A 20451-nucleotide genomic window follows, 5' to 3' on the forward strand; every position below is an offset into this window, starting at 1 on the left:
TTATTTCGACTCCTTTGCTTGATAGATTTCTTTTTGCTCCTGTAAATGAGTTGGAAGCTCTTCATACATATTATCAATTAAATCAGTAACTTTTTGTTTAGGCTGTTGTTCAGCTTGTTTAATTGCTTTTTTAATATCTTCTTTCGCTTCGTCAATTACTTTGTTCTCGTCTTCTTCTGTCCAAAGTTTTTTACCTTCGAGGTATTTACGGAAACGAACAAGCGGATCTTTTTGCTCCCACTCTTTGTCCATATCTTCTGTACGGTAGCGAGTTGGATCATCACCAGACATGGTATGCGGTCCAAAGCGGTAAGTTAATGTTTCGATTAAGGTAGGGCCTTCACCTGCTACTGCACGGTCACGAGCCATTTTAGTTGCTGCATAAACTGCTAAAACGTCCATGCCGTCTACTTGAATTCCTTCAATTCCAGCAGCAACAGCTTTTTGAGCTAATGTTTTTGCATTGGTTTGTTTTTCTACAGGAACAGAAATAGCAAAACGGTTATTTTGCACAACAAAAATAGCAGGAGCTTTAAATGCGCCAGCATTGTTTATTCCTTCGTAGAAATCACCTTGAGAAGTACCGCCGTCACCTGTATAAGTGATTGCTACATTCTTCTTGCCGCGTTTTTTCAAACCAAGCGCTACACCAGCTGTTTGAACATACTGTGCACCGATTATAATTTGCGGGCTTAACGCTCTTACTTCATCCGGATATTGGTTTCCGTGAAAATGTCCTTTAGAGAATAAGAAAGCTTGGTATAATGGAAGTCCCTGCCAAATCAACTGTGGAACATCACGATATCCCGGTAAAATAAAATCATCTTGCTCTAATGCAAATTGACTTCCTAACTGAGAAGCCTCCTGACCGGCAGTCGGCGCATAGAAACCTAAGCGTCCTTGACGGTTAAGTGCAATGGAACGCTGATCAAGTATACGTGTATATACCATGCGTCTCATTAACTCCTTCAATTCATCATCTGATAAATCAGGGAGATCATCTTTGTTTACAACTTTTCCATTTTCATCTAGAACTTGGAACATTTCGAATTGGTTTTCAATATTTTCAAGTACCTGTTTCAAAATGATTCACCTCTTCCTTTCTTATATCAAAATTAAGTATTCTTTTACTATTCTACCCTTAAACAATAAAAATTACATACTAATACCTTTACCCTAATGCAGAAATTTTTAATCTGTATTATTTTATCACTACTGTTCTAAAAGGACGAGCAATAGAAAGTAATACAATTTTTATCTCCTATTATCTTAGCTCATTTTTTATGGATGGTCAATCAGTTTGTTTCTTGTACATTGATATATTATCCAAGGGGTTGCTGCTCCCTGTTCCATCAAGTAAAAACTGTATTACTATGTAAAAAAACTGTATCAATTTTGTATCATTTCAGCATAAAACATCGTGCTGTAATTTTTTCTTTGCAGCATACATACGCTCTATGAGAACATCTGGATTCTTCCTGTCAAAAAAACCTCCTGCTCAGGTTTTTCCTGAGCAGGAGGTGCTTAACGGTAATTATTCTTCTGTATCGGCATCTGGTTCGTCTTCATAACTTACATTTAAATCAGATGCTTCATAAAATGTACGTTTTGCTTCATTATAGTCAGCTGTCAATTGATTAAATTCTTCATTCAATGCAATAATTCCTTCATAATTTTCATTTAAAGCTTCTAAATGACTGGTTACTTCATCCTGTTCAAGCTCTTCCTGCTGCAGCATTTCATATAACTCTTTTTCCTGGTCAACGGAAGTTTGATACGTATCATTTAAGTCATAGTATGTTGTATATCGCTCTATCATGATATCATACATGCTTTCTGCTTCCTGCTGAACATTTTCTTCCTCTAAATCAGAGATAAGGGACTCCACTTGTTCAAATTCTTCTTGAGAAGCTTCAATGCTTTCTCTTTCTTCACCAAGCTTTTCCTGCTTTTGTTCAACGATAGAAATGGCTTCCTGTGATAATTCTTGAATTTGATCAAATTGCTCCATATCAAGCTCCACGATCTGACTGAATATTTCCTGTTCCTGTTGTTCCAGTTCTTCAATTTCCTGCTGCTGTGTTTCATATCCTTCTTCTATTTGAATGGCTTCTTCAAGATGATCATGTATTTGTTCTTCAGCAGATTTACTGCTGCATGCAGCAATGAGTAATAAAGAAGAAATAATAATTGCATATAAATAACCTTTTTTTGACACAAAAAAACCTCCAATATGTACGTTTCTTTTTGTTTCTCCTATGTATCCGTTTTTTAAACTATATACGACTAAAATTGTAACATATGATGCGAAGTTCAGGAAAGACTAGAGCAAAACCTTTTACATCCTCCCCTCCTATTTTATAATATGAAATATCATCCATGTTTAAATTTATGTGTTATGATAAGCAACAGACTTGTCTCACATTATTTTCTAATTTAAGCTAACGTGTTCAAAAGGAACAAACGATTTTCAATGTGTCGAGTAATCGCTTCGCCAGGGAAAAGCCAAGTCAATAAAAGAGTTTGCCGCTTGTTATTCAGAGACCTTTTGAACATCCTCTATAACGTAAATAAACAGATATAAAGGAGTCGTAAACATGATAACAATGAAAGATATTGTCAGGGAAGGACATCCTTCTTTAACAAAAAAAGCCGATAAGGTAGATGTTCCGCTGTCTGCGGAAAACAAACAATTATTAGAAGATATGCTTCAATTCTTAAAAAACAGTCAAGATGATGAAATAGCTGAAAAATATAATTTAAGAGCCGGAGTAGGTCTGGCTGCCCCTCAGCTTGGCATTGAAAAACAATTGATTGCACTGCATTTCGAAGACAGCAAAGGAAAAAAATACAGTATGGGACTGGCCAACCCTAAGATCATCAGTCACTCTGTAGAGCAGGCATACTTGCAAAATGGAGAGGGCTGCTTATCTGTTGACCGTGTTATAGAAGGATATGTCCCAAGACACGCTCGTATTACTATAACTGCAACAGATATGAATGATAATCCAGTTAAATTACGTTTAAAAGATTATCCGGCTATTGTTTTTCAACACGAAATCGATCATACAAACGGTATTATGTTTTTTGACCGGATCAACGGGAACAATCCTTTTGCCATTCCGGATAATTCCATTGAAATCAGTTAATTTAGCGCTCCCGGAAAATTCTTTTCAAACTGTATAAAATTGCTGATTTAGACGATGATAGAAATAGTTTAGCAAACACGAACAAAGGAATATTTTTTATTATTTATCGTTTTTTATTTAATTCTTTCCAATTTCGTACTATACTATAGATAAGAGGATTGGACGGTAGAGGGTTAAATTTGCTTTTCTATATTATCGGAAGGAGAAGTGAGTCCTTATGCTGAAACGTCTTAAAGAGAAACTAAAAAAACGTTTGAAGGATTTACTAGGCAAAGAGGGACGCGTACCAACTACTAATAAATAATAAACAGCCAAATAAGAATATCATTCTTAATTAGAAAAGCCATTTTTCAGGTGAGCTGACGGAAACTTGCCTTTTATAACGGAATATAACACATCTAAAGAATAACCCTGACTAAATAAAGTTTTTAAATTTTAAAGGAGAGATGAAATGATTTTTAAAGTATTATATCAGGCATCACGTGAAGAAGTGCCTGTAAGAGAACGTACGGAGAGCCTCTATGTAGAAGCTGAATCCGTAAGAGAAGCAAGAACAAAAATTAGTGACCGCAATATTAACATTGAGTACATTCAAGTATTAGATGAGGCACATCTCGAATACGAAAAAAGTACTGGCAATTTTGAAGTGGAGAACGTATAAGAATGAAGTTTGTAAAAAATGATCAGACTGCTGTATTTGCCCTGGGCGGACTTGGGGAAATCGGCAAAAATACGTATGCAGTTCAATTTCAGGATGAGATTATCCTTATCGATTCAGGAATTAAATTCCCTGAGGATGACCTTCTTGGTATTGATTATGTAATTCCGGATTACACCTATCTTGTTCAAAATCAAGATAAAATCAAAGGTCTTTTTGTTACACATGGTCACGAAGATCATATTGGTGGAATCCCATTCTTATTAAAACAAATTAATGTGCCAATTTATGCTGGAAAATTAGCGCTTGGGTTAATCCGTAATAAATTAGAAGAACATGGTTTATTACGCAGTACCAAGCTAATTCCTATTCAAGAAGATGATGTGATTAAATTCCGTAAAACTTCCGTTAGCTTTTTCCGTGTTACACACAGTATTCCAGATGCTTTTGGGATTGTTGTCAAAACACCGCCTGGAAATATCGTTCATACCGGCGATTTCAAATTTGATTTCACGCCAGTCGGTGAACCGGCAAACCTTGCAAAAATGGCTCAAATTGGCGAAGAAGGGGTACTATGCCTCCTATCCGATAGTACAAATAGTGAAGTACCTGGTTTTACAATGTCAGAAAGTGTCGTTGGCGAAAGCATCCAGGATATATTCAGCCGTGTTGACGGCAGACTGATTTTTGCTACGTTTGCGTCTAATATTTATCGCCTCCAGCAAGTAGTTGAAGCGTCCGTGAGGCATAACCGTAAAGTTGCTGTCTTTGGAAGAAGTATGGAATCTGCAATAAACATCGGACAGGAGCTGGGATACATTCAGGCACCTAAGGATACGTTTATTGAGGGGAACCAAATCAATCGTCTTCCGGCAAATGAAGTGACGATCCTCTGTACTGGTTCACAAGGCGAAACCATGGCAGCACTTTCCCGTATTGCTAATGGAACACACCGGCAAATTCAGCTTATTCCTGGAGATACCGTTGTATTTTCATCATCACCAATCCCGGGAAACACTGTCAGCGTAAGCAGAACAATCAATAAATTATACCGTGCAGGAGCAGACGTTATTCATGGAAAACTGAATAATATTCATACTTCTGGTCACGGAAGTCAAGAAGAACAAAAACTTATGCTTCGATTGATTAGACCGAAATTCTTCATGCCGATTCATGGAGAGTATCGTATGTTGATCGAGCATATGAAATTGGCTGAAGCCTGCGGGGTCCAAGAAAATCATTCCTTCATCATGGACAATGGGGATGTACTGGCCCTTGGAAAAGAACAAGCTGCAATTGCAGGTAAAATCCCGTCCGGTTCTATCTATGTAGATGGTAGCGGAATTGGCGATATCGGGAATATTGTTCTTAGAGACCGCAGAATTCTCTCTGAAGAAGGCTTAGTTATTGTTGTTGTAAGTATCAACATGAAAGAATTTAAAATTGAATCAGGTCCAGATATTATTTCTCGCGGTTTTGTCTATATGCGTGAATCAGAAGACCTTATCAACGATGCACAAAAACTTGTCGCTAAGCATTTAGAAAAAGTAATGGAACGTCGTACAACACAATGGTCTGAAATTAAAAATGAAATTACAGATACGATTGCTCCATTCTTATATGAAAAAACGAAACGTCGTCCAATGGTTTTACCAATCATTATGGAAATATAAAGAACAGAAGCTCCATTCTCCTGAAAAGTTATTTTTGGAGAATGGAGCTTTTCTTTAAAATGGACGGCATTGCTGTCCAGAAAGAGGTACTTGTTTATGAAGGATAAATATTATGATAAGCTGTTGCATATTCATACCACCGAGGACAAGAAAACAATCTATCCTGAGTCACATCATTACAATCCTTATGAGCCGACTCCATACAGCGCTTTGGAAAAATTAACAAAAAATTATACGCTTGATAAACAAGGCACTGTCATTGATTTTGGATGCGGAAAAGGACGTTTAGCCTTTTACCTTGATTTTTTTCAGCAGATATCAGTTACTGGCATAGAAATGGACATGCATTTTTTTAACAATGCCCAGCATAACTTACAAACATATACACAATCAATAAATGCCGAGAACAAACAGACCGATATTCAATTTATTTGCTGCTTAGCAGAGGAATATAAGATTCGTGCAAAAGATAATCATTTTTATTTTTTCAATCCTTTTTCTGTACAAATTTTTAAGCGTATAACCTCTAATATTTTGAAATCAGTTGAAGAGGCCCCGAGGGTGGTAGATATTATTCTCTATTATCCTCATGATACATATATTCAATTCCTTGAATATGACAGCCCTTTTGAATTATTGCAGGAAATAAAACTAAAAGCATACTGGCTGAATCCAGACGAGCGTCTTCTTATCTACCGCTTTGGCAATGAGCGGCTTTAGCTGACAACTGGAAAAGACCCTTTCACGATGATATTCAACGTGAAGGGTCTTTTAAAGAGGGCGCATTTATAGTTAATCAAAAATAAATGCTTTTTCAAACCGGTTAATATCCTGATCTGCCCCAATCACAATAAGTATATCTCCTTCATGGAGAGGCTGATCTGCTTCTGGGGATACATCAATTTCTGATCCTCTTTTTATCGCAACAATATTGCACCCGAACTTTGCCCGGACATCCAGTGTAATTAAATTTTTACCAATCATTTTCTTGCCTGCGATAACCTCTACGATACTGTGCTCGTTGGATAGCTCCAGATACTCTAAAATATTATTGGATATAAAGCTGTGTGCCAGCCGCTTGCCCATATCCCTTTCCGGATGGACGACATGATGAACGCCAATCCGATTCAGGATTTTTTCATGATAGTCATTCTGTGCCTTTACCGTGATTCTTCTTATTTCTAAATCAGTCAAGATAACTGCGGCCAGAATACTTGCCTGGATATTTTCTCCGATAGCTACGATAACATGATCAAAATTGGTAATCCCTATCTCTTTCAGGGCATCTTCATCTGTCGCATCAAGCCCGACAGCATGATAAGCAATATTTTTATATTCATTGACCTTCGTCTCATCCGAATCAATTGCGAGAACATGCATTCCTTTATCGCTTAGTTCTTTACAAATGCTTCCGCCAAATCTGCCAAGACCAATTACTGCAAAATCTTTTTTCATAACAAGGAACCTCCAGTCTTTCATTCCTATATATTAACATAATGTAAAATATTATTCAGCGGGGGATTTTACTTTCTGTTGCACTGCGATAAAAGAAAAAAAGAACAGCCAAAATTTCAGCTGCTCCTTTCGTTTTATTTTATATAGCATCCAGCATCGTGAACTGTGATTTAACAAGTTCATAATATTTCCCGTGCAGCTGCATTAATTCCTGATGATTTCCATATTCTAAAACCTCTCCCTGCTCCAGAACATAGATGCAGTCTGCTTCTCGAATCGTAGACAGACGATGGGCAATTATAATCGACGTTCTTCCTTTTAATAAACGTTTCAACGCCTTTTGAATCTTCACTTCCGATTCGGTATCAATACTTGCTGTAGCTTCATCCAGTATTATGATGCTCGGATTTGCCAAAAGCGCCCTTGCGAAGGATAATAATTGTCTTTCACCGGCAGATAGAATATTCCCCCGCTCTTCCACTTCTGTCTCGTAACCATTGGCTAACCGGCTGATAAAACTGTTTGCTCCGACAACCTTTGCCGCTTCCTTTACTTCTTCATCCTTCGCGTCCGGTCTGCCGAAGCGGATATTTTCCATAATTGTTCCAGAAAAGATAAACGTATCTTGAAGAACAACACTAATACGCTGTCTTAAGCTGTCTAACGTGACATCACGCAGATCATGTCCGTCCACTTTTACCGCTCCTGATGTAGGGTCGTAGAACCGGCTGATCAGGTTAGCAATGGTAGACTTCCCGCTTCCCGTATGGCCAACCAATGCAATCGTCTGCCCGGCCTCCATCTTCAAAGAAATCTTTTTTAACGCTAGCCGGTCTGCATTATAAGCAAATTCAACGTCATCAAATTCAATTTGACCATCCATCTTTTCAAATTGATATGCGCCTTCTTTTTCTTCCACATTAGGCTGTTCATCCAAAAATTCAAAAATACGCTCGGAGGAGGCCATTGCCATCAGCAGCTGATTATACATCTGCCCCAGCCTGGAAATCGGCTCCCAAAACATTCCTAAGAAGAATGCAAAGGAAATAAACGTCCCTAATTCAATCGTTCCGTTCAAAATTAAGTAAGAGCCAAAAGCGATTAATATAATGGTTCCGGCTGCGTCACAGATATCTACAAGCGGACGAAAAAAAGCACTTTTCTTCGCTGCATCACGGGAGCTGTTAAAGAATCCTGAATTTACACCATCAAAGAATTCCGCATTCTCTTTTTCTTGAGAGAAGGATTGGGTAATACGCATTCCCTGCAGTCCTTCATTTAAATGTGAATTCATTTTCGATTGCTGCAGGCGGACCAGCTGCCATGCTCTTCTAATTTTCCTTCTTAACGCAGTTGATATAATAAACATCAGAGGAATGACGATTACCACCGCCAGCGCCAGAGGCGGGCTCATTATAAACAGGATAATAATAATTCCGCTCAACATTAAAATATCCATTAACAGGTTAATAATTCCATTGGTAAACAGTTCCTGCAAAGAATTAATATCATTTAAAATCCGGACAAGGATAGATCCTGCTGAGCGGTTATCGAAAAACCGATGTGACAGTCTCTGTACATGGGAAAATAGCTTTTGCCTTAAATCATAGATCACATTCTGCCCCAGAATATTTACCCATTTGATCCGGAATCGATTGGCGATAAAACTGATAATATAAAGAATAGCAATCCCTGCAACAAGATAAACTAACAGATTTCCATCATTCTGGGCAATCGCCACATCCACAGCTACCTTTCCGATCAGAATCGGTATAGATAATCGGACAACTGTAGCAATCATCATCGCAATAATCGCACCGGGCAAGTATGTTTTGGAGTAAGGCTTTAAGAACTGAAGCAATCTCCACATCTGTTCCCAGTTAAACGGCTTTTCAATTGTCTGGTCTATTGTATAGTGAAATCGCTCCAGATGATTACTTTGCTTTTTTGTTTCTTTTGCTTTAGCCAATATACGCCGCCCCCCTTAATTGACCACACTCATAATCTCTTCGCGGTCTTGATATTGGATATTATAAATACGTTCATAAGGACCTTTATTTTTCAACAAGAAGTCATGGGTGCCCCGTTCAACGATTTCCCCGTCTTCCAGCACTAAAATTTCATCCGCATGCTTTAAAGAGGAAATACGGTGCGCAATAATAAAGGATGTTCTGTTCTTCATCACTTCCCGCAATGCCTTCTGAATCTTATGCTCCGTCTGCATATCAACAGCAGACGTTGCATCATCTAATACAAGAATACTCGGATCGATACAAATGGCTCTGGCTATAGCTATCCGCTGTTTCTGTCCCCCGGACAGCCCCATTCCTCTTTCTCCCAGAAGCGTGTCATATCCTTTTGGAAGCTCCATGATAAAATCATGCGCTTGCGCCATTTTTGCCGCTGCAACAATATCTTCTTCCTGGATTCCTGGTGTACCATAAGAAATATTTTCTTTAATGGTTGTGGAAAACAGGAACGGCTCCTGCAGAACAAAACCGATCTGGCTGCGGAGACTTTTCAGCTTATAGTCTGAAACAGGACGTCCGTCGATTAAAACTTCCCCCTCCTCCGGTTCATAAAACCGCGTAAGCAGCTGGGTAATACTTGTTTTTCCTGCCCCCGTTGCGCCGATCAATCCAATCGTTTTGCCCGGCGGAGCATCGAAGCCGACATGTTTTAATGCTTCATCATCTTCTTCGATATATGTTAATGTGACATCCTTAAAGGTGACATGACCCTGAATATCAGCATCCATCGCATCAGCCTTTTCTTCAATATCTTCAGGCGCTTCAAGAATCTCCAGCAGCCGCTCTCCAGATGCTTTTGCCTGTGAAAATTGATTAATAATAAATCCTAAGTTCATAAGCGGCCCCATGATAAACCAGACTAAACTGAAAAAAGCCATTAATTGTCCGGTCGTCATGGATCCATTTATGACAAAAAAACCGCCGAACGCTAATAAAACAACGGCACTGACATTTCCGATAAATTCCATCACCGGGAAATACTTTGCCCATAAACCTGATGTAAACAAATATTTTTGGCGGTAATTATCATTACTTTCAGAAAATCTGCCAATCTCAAAGTCTTCTCTTGATAATGATTTAACCGTATTCATCCCGCTTATATTTTCTTGCACTCTTGTATTTAACTTTCCAAAGGAGCGTCTGATACTTCGAAAGGCCGGATGAACCTGCTTATCAAATTTATAAACAACAAATGCCAGAAACGGCATCGCCGCCATTGTTATAAGTGCTAGAGGAATAGAATAATAAAACATAACTGAAATACTTATCAGCATCAACGACACAACGCGAATCAATTCTGCAAAACCTACAGAAAGAAAGAAACGAAATCCTTCGACATCTGCAGTCAGCCGGGACATAATATCCCCTGTTTTGGCATTATCATAATATTTAAACGCCAGCGCCTGCAGCTTATCGTATAATGATTCACGCAGCTTATACACAGAGGTCATTCCAAATAAATCACCCAGGTACTGAAAGAAAAAAGTAGATATACCCTTTACCATCATTAACCCTAAGAATACACCACAGATATAAGGAATCAGTCCATATCTCTGTTCAGCAACTACTTCATCGATTGTAATTTGCAGGATAATCGGATAAACAACCGTAATACTGGTAACGATAAGCATACAGATAATCGACCAAATAAAATACTTTTTATAAGGCCAATAGAAATGCTTCAGTTTTTTAAAGGTATTCAAAATTAATTCCCCCTTTCCACTAATCCGTAATAACTAATATAACGGTTTCCGAAATAAATTTCTACTGTTTTGTGAAATTTTTTTGAAAATTTTTGATAAATTTTTTAGGACAGCTTTTGTTGCGTGATTTCTATCCATGAAATATTTTGAAACTACCCACATCCTTCTCCTTTTGCGCACAAAAAAACTCCATCCCGGAAAGAATAGAGTCTATATATTTTATTTATTTTGTATTGATTAATCGTCTCAAACGCTGTTCTACCAAACTTGTAGAAGTTTTTCCAATTTGTTTGAACCGCAGCTTTTCCTGTTTATCAAATAAATATAAGGCAGGTACATAACGGAACTGAAATATATCATCCAATTGTCCGGTTACATCATCTAAATATACAGCATCAATATGCAGCTGATTTAGTTTATTTTTTATTTCAGGCAGGCTGATTTGTTCGCCCTCTAAATATGTATGAATCAATATGGTAATCACTTTTTGGGATTTGATTGGAGGAATAGAAGCCAGCTTTTGCAGGAAATAACCGCAGGATGAGCAGCTAACAGACCAAAAGATAACAAGAATCGGTTTTCCGCTAGAAAATAACAGGGATTGATTACTTCCGGGCAATGGTTTGAATTTAGATAAATCAGGGAGGTTATCATAAATTTGCATGAGGTCACTCCTTCCTATTTTCTCTTTAACTGATATATGATGAAGGAGGAGGATGTATGCATTTGATTTTAGAAGAATAGAGCATATAAAAAAGATTTTCTCCCATCACAAGAGAAAATCTTTTTTATTAAACCATAATATGCCTGTCACCCACTAACCAATGGAGCGGATATAGGTTTCTACAGCTTCCGCGCCTACAGAAAGCGCAGCTTCATCCGGGTTTAGCTTCGCATGATGCAGTCCATATGGAGAATTTACCCCAAGCCAGAACATAAATCCTGGAATCTCTTTTAGCATATCTCCAAAATCCTCTCCAGTCATTGCCGCAGAAGCCTCGACATAGGTAATGTCTGTGTTTTCCAGAGACGTTTTAAAGAGCTCCACATATTTTTCTTCATTTACTACTTGGTAATAATTCGCTCCATAATCGACATCTATCTGGCAATCATAGGCTATTTCAAATCCTTTGATCAGCTTCTCCAGCTCTTCCTTCACCAATATGATGGAGGAAGCTTCTGTCGTTCGAATGGTTCCTTCCAAACGGGCTGTCTCCGCTATGGCATTCTGAACAAATCCGCTCTCCATTTTTCCAATCGTAACGACGGAACCATCTAACGGATTTAACCTTCTGGAGACAATTTGCTGAGCCTGTACAACAAAATTACTCGCTGCAACGGTCATATCCTTCGCTAAATGCGGATAGGCAGCATGGCCGCCAAGTCCTTTAAAATCCAGGAACAGCTCACTCGTATTAGCAAATAAAAGTCCAGGTTTAGAGGATACCTGACCAACTGGCAGCTCTGGAGCAATATGCAGTGCGAAAATTGTATCTGGTTTCCAGGCGAGAAATTCTTCTGATGCAATCATCGGCTTTGCACCGCCCGGACCTTCTTCAGCCGGCTGAAAAATAAATAGCACATCATCCTTTACAGGCTGTTCAATCAGCCTGTTGAGTGCTGCCAAAGCAATGGTCATATGGAAATCATGTCCGCACGCATGCATTTGTCCCTTATGCGTTGAAGCAAAGTCGAAGCCTGTATCTTCCAAAATGGGGAGCCCGTCGATATCAGACCGAAAACCAATCCGCTTTGTTGGATTGGTTCCAGATACATGTACCAAAATACCGGTCCGCCATGTTTTCACTTCAACACGACCTGTCGCCATTTCTTGAATTTTTGCGAGCAGGTACTTCTGCGTCTTTTCCTCTCTGAAACCTAATTCAGGAATCTGATGCAGTTCCCTGCGGATCGTTTGCAAATCAATTGCTGTCATAAAGTTTTCATCTGCCTTAATTATCTAATTTACGAAGCTCTTGTTTGATTTCTGTTTTCGATTTTGTCTGCTCATCAATTTCTTTTAAAACACGTGCAGGTGTGCCGCCGACTAATGTGTTCGGTTCTACATCCTTGGTAACAATAGAACCTGCTGCAACAATAGAGCCTTTTCCAATCGTAATCCCTTCAAGGACAACAACATTTGCGCCAATTACCACATCATCTTCTACGATAACTGGTTTAGCAGAAGGCGGCTCAATTACGCCGGCAAGGACAGTGCCTGCGCCGATATGACAGTTCTTTCCTACAGTAGCTCTTCCGCCAAGAACTGCATTCATATCAATCATCGTTCCTTCACCGATAACAGCACCAATATTAATTGATGCGCCCATCATGATTACAACACCATCGCCGATTTCTACCTGGTCACGAATAATCGCACCCGGCTCGATACGTGCATTGATATTTTTTAAATCCAGCATTGGGATAGCAGAATTACGGCGATCATTTTCAATAACATAATCTTCGATAACAGCTTCATTATCTTTTAAGAATTGCTCTACTGCTTTCCATTCTCCAAATAATGTACCGCTTTTCGCATCAACAAATGCCTTTATTTCGTTCTGTTCAGGAAGCTTGTCCAAGTCTCCCTTCACGTATACTTTTACAGGGGTACTTTTCTTACTATTAGAAATAAATTGTATAATTTCATTTGCATCCATAATCAACTACTCCTCCATTTTCTATAATCTTCTTCTTACTTTAGCAGACGCTACCTTCATCGGCAACTAATATTACTGTAAGAAAAACCAAGAGCATCACATGTTCTTTAAAATATCGGTGTTCTTGCTAAGGAGATGTCCGCTTCGGCGGTTTTGACGGGAGGAGTAAGCGCAATGGTCTCCGATGGGACGAGTAAGCGCAGCAACGGTTTTAATAGACCGAGTAATCGCAGGTCTCAATGTTGTCAGGTTAATCGACTGCTACGGAAAGCGTAGTGAATTTCTGGGGCTAAGATTGCTCGCCCCCCATGCAACCCGTTGGAGCAGCTATATTCAGCATTTTTTATATACTTTCCTAACGTGTAAAAAAATCCCCATGAAGCAGAATAAACTATCGCTCTTCCACGTCATGGAGACATTGTTATTATTTTTTATATGCGTTCATATAAATATCTTTTTTTACTTGCTTCAATATAGCTCTTCTTGTTAAAATACCATCAAAATAACCATCTTTGTCTACTATACATACAAATGGATGGTCAATGGAAGCATTCAGCCCGTCTAGTAAACTGTTTTCTCTGGTTAAGGTCGGTACATTTGCAGCCATGGCGTCCATTACCCGGATTTCTGATAAGCGTTCCATTTCAAAGCTTTCAATTCCGAGTACCTCATTCAGGATAACGGTTTTTCCGATAATCCCGGCAAATTTATAGGTTGCATCAAGTACAGGCACTGCTGCATAGCCGGATTTCATTAATACCAGCAAGGCATGTTCTAAAGGATTATTGAGCTGGACATGCGCTACCTTTTCAGCAGGTATAAGGACTTCACTGATTTTCATATCTGACAATTGTTTATCTTGCGTTGTACTCACCTTATTTACCCCCTTCTTCATATAAAGACGATTGAAATTCAAAGATGCTTTTAACTTATTAGAAATGCTGTGAAAGTAACCCGGTACATACGTCTCCTTCCAAAACGTTTCTGCGATACCTGCTCTATCTTCATCATAAAAGTTCACGGGTGTTATCTATAAGGATAATAGCCCATAAACCGCCACCTTAAAGTATATTACTTAATTATTCGTTATACACACACTCTTAGTTTAACATACTTCTGCGGTTCTCTCCCAGTGATTGTATCAGCAGATTCCTCATTTGGAAGAATATTGCTCCTAAAAAAAGTGCCTTTACGTATTTCTGCAGAAGAATTATATCCGAATAAAACGCGGTAAATCAGGCCTTTAAAAGCAGAAAGAATGGTTTTGCTGTATTTTAAATAAGAAAGTATAAAACTTTACCTATTTGCCAAATGAAAAAAAGCTTCTATCCGTGCTATAATTTCCATATTGGTTTATATGCAGAAAGGAAATTATACAATGAATCGCAGAACATTTTTAAAAAGGTCTTTAGGAAGCTTATTAACATTATTTGGTTTGAGCGGAGGAACGTATTTTTATGCTCGTGAGATAGAACCTTCTCTCCTGAAAATCACAGAAGAATCAATTACATCTCCACAAATCCCCAACGCTTTTAACCAGTTTAAAATTGTGCAATTTTCCGACACCCATTTAGGTTTTCATTATAGCTTAGAGCAACTCGAAACGCTTGTTACGAAAATTAATAATCTGGAACCCGACTTGATTTTATTTACAGGGGATTTAGTAGATGAGCCTAATAATTATCACTGGGACGACAGTCTCATCCGCATATTACAGCAGCTGGAGGCGCCTGAAGGAAAGTTTTGGATTTATGGAAATCATGATCATGGGGGCTATGGAACGGATATTTTATACGAAACCTTTGAAGCAGCTGATTTTACCTTGCTCCAAAACAATGCCTCCCGTATCCATCGTAAGGATGCTTCCTTTCTGCTTGCAGGACTGGATGATGCAATGCTTGGGAATCCGGATGTCAGTCAATCGTTAAGAGATCAGACAGCTTCTGATTTTACCATTCTTCTTGCGCACGAGCCTGACCTTGCCGATATGGTGAAGGATTATCCTGTAGATATTCAATTATCAGGTCATAGCCATGGAGGCCAGGTCCGGTTACCTTTTATTGGCGATTTATATACGCCGGCATACGCAGAAAAATATGTACAAGGGAAATATAGTGTTTCAGATAGATTGACATTATACGTGAACAGCGGGATTGGAACCACCCGTTTACCTTATCGATTCTTCTGCAAACCGGAGCTGCATGTATTTACATTACATCCAAATTAATGCTTTAACCTGCAGAAATGTTTTGTTTCTTCATGGGAAAACCTCGGTTTTCTTCTGCAGCAACGACTGCGGAATCAAATTTACAGGGCTCGATTATCTTCCAACTTAAAAGAATTGGATTGCAGTAAAATGTTATCGGGAGTAAGATATCCGGACAGCCCGGTTTAAAATGTCATAATTCCTTCATATGAGAGTCTTTTTCAACATTTTCCCCAATGCTATAATGAACATAAGTTACAGTAGGAAAGGGTTTAATGATATGAGACATTATTTATTACTTATCGGTTTATTTTTCATATTAGCAGGCTGCGGACAGGGTTACGCTATTGAAACAACCATGTCAGAACAGGTCCCGGAGTTTGAGTATACGACACAAGATGAAGAACAGCTCTCGCTTGACGATTTAAAAGGAGAATGGTGGATTGCTGATTTTATCTTTACAAACTGTACCACCGTTTGTATGCCGATGACATATAATATGGCTCACCTGCAAACCATGATGGAAGAGGAAGGCATCGATGCACAGATTGTTTCTTTTAGCGTAGACCCAGATTTCGATACCCCTGAGGTATTAAAGGATTATGCTTCCAACTATGATGTGAATTTCGATAACTGGTCTTTCGTCACTGGTTATGATTTTGAAACAATCCGCGAATTTTCCATTAAGCATTTTAAAAACCTTGTTCAAGCTCCGGCAGAGGGAGATGATCAGGTTCTCCACGGGACATCTTTCTTTTTAGTCAGCCCGGAAGGCGAAGTTGTCAAAAATTATGATGGGGTGGAATTTGATAACATGGATGCAATTCTTGATGACTTAAAAAAAGTAAATTAGAGAGCGCGATATTTCAATAAAGCATTTCCACGGCACTAAAATGATATCTCTTCTTGCTCATCTGAAAAAGACCTTAGCTGGGGTCTTTTTTTCTTCCCTGAATTCGGCAATACTATCATGCCTTCCTAATCATCCACAGTATATTTTTCTCAGCACGTGCTTATGTGCGTAAACCTTGCTGGTGCAAGCATTATCCAAGCTTTTATTTTTTCAGCCGGCACAAAATAAGTGCATTTGTTCGTATTTTTTCGATATAGTATTGAAATTCCATAAATTTTAAGTTAGAGTATTAATTAAATATAGATTGATTGAATCCTTTTTTAAAGGGAGAGACTAAAAATGAAACATGACGTTGAGGTTCAAAAGCTGGCGCAGGCTTTATTTGTTATTAATAAGCATGCAAAAACGGCTCCTGACCCGAAGCAGCTGTATCAATTAAAAAAACAAGCCATCGAAAAATTATTAAAAGAGAAAAAAGCTTCTAAAAAAGGGTTGCATTTTTCTGACCACCCTAAGCTTAGCAACCAACATTCTACAGTGCTTATTAAGGTTGGAGACTATTGCTTCCATATCCCTCCTGCCAAAGAGGATTTAAAACATCTGAAGCATCTGGGTGCATTAGATCAAAGCTATCGCAACCCGCCTGTAAAAATGTCTTTATCTCAAGCAAAACGGCTTATTTGTCAGTATATTAACTGGAAGCAGGAAAAACCAAAATCGACCCCTGCCAAAAAACATCGCTCCAGCTATTACGTACCTTCTTCGTTAGGAAAAATGGATTGGCCTCCTGCTCGCTCTAAAAAGAAATAAGGAAGCCAGCCAGACACTCATCTTTGGCCCATTTTTCGTATCTAAACATTTTATTGCCGTATTAAAAAGAAAATAACGTTTGCCGAGGATTATTTTCTTTTCAGTAAAAATTGATGCAATAATGGAAAAACAGCTAAGCAGATGCCTAAAAAAGCGAGGCTTTGCATAGTAGTCCTTAGAAAGTGCCAAGCATCCCTTTCCTGAATGACAGCTGTTATAATCGCTAAACTGATCACAATGATGCTTGCGCCGATATATGCCAGAAAGCGCATCATTTGCTTTCTAATTGCCCATTGGTATATTTTTTTCGTCAGATAGTACACAGCTGTACTGCATAACAGCATCATAATGACATAAACATAAGCAATATTAATTCCAATATTTCCGATAGATACTATCCCTGACAGCAGCATGTTCTCACCTTTTCTTTCTGATTTCGCTGCTATTCAGTTTCGTCATGTTGAAACGATTTTATACGGCAGTAAAATCCCTTATTTGATGAAGATGAACAATAAGAACAGGGCTGCTTCGGAATCGTTTTTTTATAGCCTTTCCCCTCTACAATAAAAAACCGCTTTAGCAAGGATTTCTCCTACTCAGCGGTTAATTCATTTTTATTCTTTTTATGATTCAATAAAAAAGCTTCTTGTTTCTTGTCTAACTTCTCTTCAATTTGTGATATACTTTTCTCATCGTTTAATAATTCCTGTCTATTCATGTCAACAAGTTGTTCGAAATTAAGAGATCTTGGTCGCATATTGTATTCTCCTTTTATTTTATTCTATATTTTTATTATACCCAATTTCATTCGTATTAATCCAAATTATTTGAACATTTAATGAAAATTTTACTTTTTAAGCGTAGGTGATTATGTTGAAGCATTTAATAAATAACAATGTAAAAAATATTGAAATATCGGGAATCCGTAAATTCTTTAATCTGGTCTCTGATGAAAAGGACGTCGTTTCTTTAACAATCGGACAGCCAGATTTCCATACTCCGGATAATGTAAAAAATGCAGGAATTCAGGCGATTGAGAATAACTTTACAACGTACACGCCGAATCAAGGAATCTGGAAGTTACGAAAAGCCATACATACCTATTACAAGACAAATTATGAGCTGACTTATCAGCCGGAATCGGAAATTATTGTTACCTCTGGAGCGTCTGAGGCAATTGATATTACTTTCCGGACCATCCTTATACCTGGGGATGAAGTGATTTTGCCAAGTCCTATTTACCCCGGCTATGAACCGCTGATTACGCTCGCTGGTGCCAAGCCGGTTCATGTAGATACAACTAATACCGGGTTTAAGTTTACTCCGGAAGCATTGGCAGAGGCTATCAATGAAAATACCAAATGTATTGTTCTTCCTTCCCCTTCTAACCCGACTGGTGCAGCCTATTCTAAAGAAGAATTAGAAGCTCTTGCCGGAGTGATTAAAGGGAAAGAAATATTTATTTTATCCGATGAAATCTACAGTGAGATTGTTTTTGATTTTGCCCATACATCGATTGCTTCGATTTCGGATTTAAAAAATCAAACCATCGTTATTAACGGTGTATCTAAATCACACTCCATGACAGGCTTCCGTATCGGATACACCCTTGCTCCTGAATGGATATCAGAGCAAATGTTGAAGGTTCACCAATACAATGTATCCTGTGCTGCTTCCATCAGCCAATACGCTGCTTTAGAAGCACTGACTACTTATCAGGAGCACACAGCACATATAAAAGAAGTGTTTAAAAAACGCAGGGATTATGTGTATGAACGTTTGACAGGCATGGGGCTGGAGGTTGAGCAGCCGCAGGGTGCATTTTATATTTTTCCAAAGCTGGCATTAAATGATATGAGTTCATTTGATTTAGGGCTCTCCCTGGTCCGGGACGCCAGAGTCGCTCTTGTTCCAGGAAGCAGCTTCTCTAAAGAAGGCGAAGGCTATATGCGTCTAAGCTATGCCTATCACGAGGACATTTTAAAAGAAGGATTAGATCGATTAGAAGCATACCTGTTAAATAAAAAGTAAACGGAAATTATTTCTCTTCTGCAATATATTTTTCAATTGTTTCCACTGGCATGTTTGCGCAAAATCGCGTAAACATGCTACGATAAAAGGAGACTATGCACGTTTTGGAGATGAGTTAGTGGAAAATACCAATCAAAAAAAAGAATGGGTAGGCTGGCTGAAGGCAATTATTATTACGATAATGCTTGCTTTTTTTCTCAGAACATTTATTTTTGCCACTTCTATTGTAGAAGGAGAAAGTATGTATCCCACTCTTCAGGATGGAGAGCGTGTCATTTTCAATAAAATTGTTTACACAATAGATGACCCTGGCAGGGGCGATGTGGTCATCATCCATCAGCCGCCAAAAAACTATGTAAAACGTATTATCGGGATGCCCGGAGAAACGATAGAAATTGAAAACAGTCAATTATATATCGATGGTCAGGCCTATCAGCAGCATTTTTTAAGCGATGAAGTCATTGCACAAACCAATAATTTCGGTCCGTTAGAAATTCCTGAAAATAATTATTTTGTCATGGGAGACAATCGACTGATCAGTAAAGACAGCCGCAATGGACTTGGGTTTATTCCACGAGATGATATCATCGGCAAATCTGAATTAATTATTTATCCCTTCAACGAATTTGGCTGGATAGACTAAAAGCAGAACACTGGATTCTTATTTTCTTCAAGAAAATAGAAACAGCATTCTGCTTTTATAATGACGGAAAGACTACTCTCTATCCATTACGCAGTAACCAATATTCAAAACAAGAATCGCAAAACAAACCACACCGAAAAGCATTTCCATCATGAAGCACTCCCTTCGCTTATGTACAAAATATGATTTACTCATTTCACTTATATAATTCCATTTTATCAATATCTCTACATAAAATAAAGGAGAAAATGTAATTGCATACTGTTTGCTAAGTAATTCCTGTATTCTTTATTACTTGCTTTATAAATCTCCTGTCTTTTATAAAGCCTGCTGAAACAATAACAGAGGAAGTATCAGAACGCTGCTGTTAAAAAACTAGGGCAAACGTCTATACACATTTTATCTATCTGCATACAGTAATACTGTAAGTTCAGGAGGTGAAAAGCATGGGCTATGGATATGGTGGCGGCTACGGTTACGGTGGCGGCTATGGTGGCGGCTACGGAAACGGCTTTGCGTTGATTGTTGTTCTTTTCATTTTACTAATCATCGTAGGAGCTGCATTTTACTGCTAAACACA

At 38.4% G+C, this 20451-nt stretch carries 20 protein-coding genes and 1 pseudogene; 10 read left to right on the forward strand and 11 right to left on the reverse strand.

Annotation, left to right across the window (positions count from 1 at the left end):
• Positions 1 to 1083 carry a pyruvate dehydrogenase (acetyl-transferring) E1 component subunit alpha gene (gene pdhA, locus MKY65_RS15950; protein WP_042535273.1) on the reverse strand — a complete coding sequence of 361 codons (1083 nt, stop codon included), beginning with the start codon at positions 1081 to 1083 and terminating at the stop codon, positions 1 to 3.
• 451 nt (positions 1084 to 1534) lie between these two features.
• Entirely contained in the window at positions 1535 to 2218 is a 684-nt protein-coding gene (locus tag MKY65_RS15955) for a YkyA family protein (RefSeq protein ID WP_339178469.1), read from the reverse strand.
• 379 nt (positions 2219 to 2597) lie between these two features.
• Here MKY65_RS15955 and def point away from each other — a divergent pair, with 379 nt between their 5' ends.
• From def to MKY65_RS15975, 4 genes are all read left to right on the forward strand, one after another.
• Complete coding sequence (gene def, locus MKY65_RS15960) at positions 2598 to 3149, forward strand: peptide deformylase (RefSeq protein WP_339178471.1); 552 nt, start codon at positions 2598 to 2600, stop codon at positions 3147 to 3149.
• Between the two features lie 451 nt (positions 3150 to 3600).
• Positions 3601 to 3810 (forward strand): DNA-directed RNA polymerase subunit epsilon, encoded by a 210-nt coding sequence (locus MKY65_RS15965; protein ID WP_339178473.1) that lies wholly within the window; start codon positions 3601 to 3603, stop codon positions 3808 to 3810.
• Positions 3811 to 3812: 2 nt separating this feature from the next.
• On the forward strand, positions 3813 to 5480 hold the full coding sequence (gene rnjA / locus MKY65_RS15970; RefSeq protein WP_339178475.1) for a ribonuclease J1: 1668 nt from the start codon (positions 3813 to 3815) through the stop codon (positions 5478 to 5480).
• 96 nt (positions 5481 to 5576) lie between these two features.
• The gene (locus MKY65_RS15975) at positions 5577 to 6200 is read left to right on the forward strand and encodes a methyltransferase (RefSeq protein WP_339178477.1); all 624 of its coding nucleotides are present in this window, start codon (positions 5577 to 5579) and stop codon (positions 6198 to 6200) included.
• A gap of 72 nt (positions 6201 to 6272) precedes the next feature.
• On the opposite strand, the gene MKY65_RS15980 is transcribed toward MKY65_RS15975, so the two are convergent.
• From MKY65_RS15980 to cbpB, 7 genes are all read right to left on the reverse strand, one after another.
• On the reverse strand, positions 6273 to 6935 hold the full coding sequence (locus MKY65_RS15980) for a TrkA family potassium uptake protein (RefSeq protein WP_339178479.1): 663 nt from the start codon (positions 6933 to 6935) through the stop codon (positions 6273 to 6275).
• A gap of 139 nt (positions 6936 to 7074) precedes the next feature.
• Entirely contained in the window at positions 7075 to 8904 is a 1830-nt protein-coding gene (locus MKY65_RS15985; RefSeq protein ID WP_339178481.1) for an ABC transporter ATP-binding protein, read from the reverse strand.
• Between the two features lie 15 nt (positions 8905 to 8919).
• The gene (locus MKY65_RS15990; protein ID WP_339178483.1) at positions 8920 to 10668 is read right to left on the reverse strand and encodes an ABC transporter ATP-binding protein; all 1749 of its coding nucleotides are present in this window, start codon (positions 10666 to 10668) and stop codon (positions 8920 to 8922) included.
• A 223-nt stretch (positions 10669 to 10891) separates the two neighbouring features.
• On the reverse strand, positions 10892 to 11332 hold the full coding sequence (locus tag MKY65_RS15995; RefSeq protein WP_339178485.1) for a TlpA family protein disulfide reductase: 441 nt from the start codon (positions 11330 to 11332) through the stop codon (positions 10892 to 10894).
• Positions 11333 to 11485: 153 nt separating this feature from the next.
• Entirely contained in the window at positions 11486 to 12604 is a 1119-nt protein-coding gene (locus MKY65_RS16000) for an N-acetyldiaminopimelate deacetylase (protein WP_339178486.1), read from the reverse strand.
• 16 nt (positions 12605 to 12620) lie between these two features.
• On the reverse strand, positions 12621 to 13328 hold the full coding sequence (dapD, locus tag MKY65_RS16005; RefSeq protein WP_175297074.1) for a 2,3,4,5-tetrahydropyridine-2,6-dicarboxylate N-acetyltransferase: 708 nt from the start codon (positions 13326 to 13328) through the stop codon (positions 12621 to 12623).
• A gap of 424 nt (positions 13329 to 13752) precedes the next feature.
• Complete coding sequence (gene cbpB / locus MKY65_RS16010) at positions 13753 to 14202, reverse strand: cyclic-di-AMP-binding protein CbpB (RefSeq protein ID WP_042535293.1); 450 nt, start codon at positions 14200 to 14202, stop codon at positions 13753 to 13755.
• A gap of 504 nt (positions 14203 to 14706) precedes the next feature.
• Between cbpB and MKY65_RS16015 the strand changes: the two genes are divergently transcribed.
• From MKY65_RS16015 to MKY65_RS16025, 3 genes are all read left to right on the forward strand, one after another.
• The gene (locus tag MKY65_RS16015) at positions 14707 to 15555 is read left to right on the forward strand and encodes a metallophosphoesterase (RefSeq protein WP_339178489.1); all 849 of its coding nucleotides are present in this window, start codon (positions 14707 to 14709) and stop codon (positions 15553 to 15555) included.
• A gap of 259 nt (positions 15556 to 15814) precedes the next feature.
• Positions 15815 to 16387, forward strand: coding sequence for an SCO family protein (locus MKY65_RS16020; protein ID WP_339178491.1), 573 nt, complete (start codon positions 15815 to 15817; stop codon positions 16385 to 16387).
• A 339-nt stretch (positions 16388 to 16726) separates the two neighbouring features.
• Positions 16727 to 17197, forward strand: a complete 471-nt coding sequence (locus MKY65_RS16025) for a YkyB family protein (RefSeq protein WP_339178493.1) — start codon at positions 16727 to 16729, stop codon at positions 17195 to 17197.
• 89 nt (positions 17198 to 17286) lie between these two features.
• On the opposite strand, the gene MKY65_RS16030 is transcribed toward MKY65_RS16025, so the two are convergent.
• Both MKY65_RS16030 and MKY65_RS16035 read right to left on the reverse strand, forming a co-directional pair.
• A complete protein-coding gene (locus MKY65_RS16030; RefSeq protein ID WP_339178495.1) occupies positions 17287 to 17610 on the reverse strand; it encodes a hypothetical protein in 324 nt (107 codons plus the stop codon).
• Between the two features lie 179 nt (positions 17611 to 17789).
• Positions 17790 to 17954 (reverse strand): FbpB family small basic protein, encoded by a 165-nt coding sequence (locus MKY65_RS16035; protein ID WP_084613003.1) that lies wholly within the window; start codon positions 17952 to 17954, stop codon positions 17790 to 17792.
• 116 nt (positions 17955 to 18070) lie between these two features.
• Here MKY65_RS16035 and MKY65_RS16040 point away from each other — a divergent pair, with 116 nt between their 5' ends.
• The 3 genes and pseudogenes from MKY65_RS16040 to MKY65_RS16050 form a co-directional block, all read left to right on the forward strand.
• Positions 18071 to 19228: an aminotransferase A gene (locus MKY65_RS16040; protein ID WP_339185279.1), complete on the forward strand. Its 1158-nt coding sequence runs from the start codon at positions 18071 to 18073 to the stop codon at positions 19226 to 19228.
• A 118-nt stretch (positions 19229 to 19346) separates the two neighbouring features.
• The gene (gene lepB / locus MKY65_RS16045; protein ID WP_281422719.1) at positions 19347 to 19871 is read left to right on the forward strand and encodes a signal peptidase I; all 525 of its coding nucleotides are present in this window, start codon (positions 19347 to 19349) and stop codon (positions 19869 to 19871) included.
• 494 nt (positions 19872 to 20365) lie between these two features.
• Positions 20366 to 20446, forward strand: a pseudogene (locus MKY65_RS16050) (YjcZ family sporulation protein); the annotation flags it as partial.
• Positions 20447 to 20451: the final 5 nt, after the last annotated feature.

Origin of the sequence: Oceanobacillus sp. FSL W7-1293 (assembly GCF_037969815.1) — a bacterium.
GTDB lineage: Bacteria > Bacillota > Bacilli > Bacillales > Amphibacillaceae > Oceanobacillus > Oceanobacillus oncorhynchi.

Excerpts from the sequence above, each read along its gene's own strand:
- def (WP_339178471.1), top strand. The coding sequence starts at position 2,598 with ATGATAACAATGAAAGATATTGTCAGGGAAGGACATCCTTCTTTAACA.
- MKY65_RS15965 (WP_339178473.1), top strand. The coding sequence starts at position 3,601 with ATGATTTTTAAAGTATTATATCAGGCATCACGTGAAGAAGTGCCTGTA.
- rnjA (WP_339178475.1), top strand. The coding sequence starts at position 3,813 with ATGAAGTTTGTAAAAAATGATCAGACTGCTGTATTTGCCCTGGGCGGA.
- MKY65_RS15975 (WP_339178477.1), top strand. The coding sequence starts at position 5,577 with ATGAAGGATAAATATTATGATAAGCTGTTGCATATTCATACCACCGAG.
- MKY65_RS15980 (WP_339178479.1), bottom strand. The coding sequence starts at position 6,935 with ATGAAAAAAGATTTTGCAGTAATTGGTCTTGGCAGATTTGGCGGAAGC.
- MKY65_RS15995 (WP_339178485.1), bottom strand. The coding sequence starts at position 11,332 with ATGCAAATTTATGATAACCTCCCTGATTTATCTAAATTCAAACCATTG.
- MKY65_RS16000 (WP_339178486.1), bottom strand. The coding sequence starts at position 12,604 with ATGACAGCAATTGATTTGCAAACGATCCGCAGGGAACTGCATCAGATT.
- dapD (WP_175297074.1), bottom strand. The coding sequence starts at position 13,328 with ATGGATGCAAATGAAATTATACAATTTATTTCTAATAGTAAGAAAAGT.
- MKY65_RS16015 (WP_339178489.1), top strand. The coding sequence starts at position 14,707 with ATGAATCGCAGAACATTTTTAAAAAGGTCTTTAGGAAGCTTATTAACA.
- MKY65_RS16020 (WP_339178491.1), top strand. The coding sequence starts at position 15,815 with ATGAGACATTATTTATTACTTATCGGTTTATTTTTCATATTAGCAGGC.
- MKY65_RS16025 (WP_339178493.1), top strand. The coding sequence starts at position 16,727 with ATGAAACATGACGTTGAGGTTCAAAAGCTGGCGCAGGCTTTATTTGTT.
- MKY65_RS16030 (WP_339178495.1), bottom strand. The coding sequence starts at position 17,610 with ATGCTGCTGTCAGGGATAGTATCTATCGGAAATATTGGAATTAATATT.
- MKY65_RS16035 (WP_084613003.1), bottom strand. The coding sequence starts at position 17,954 with ATGCGACCAAGATCTCTTAATTTCGAACAACTTGTTGACATGAATAGA.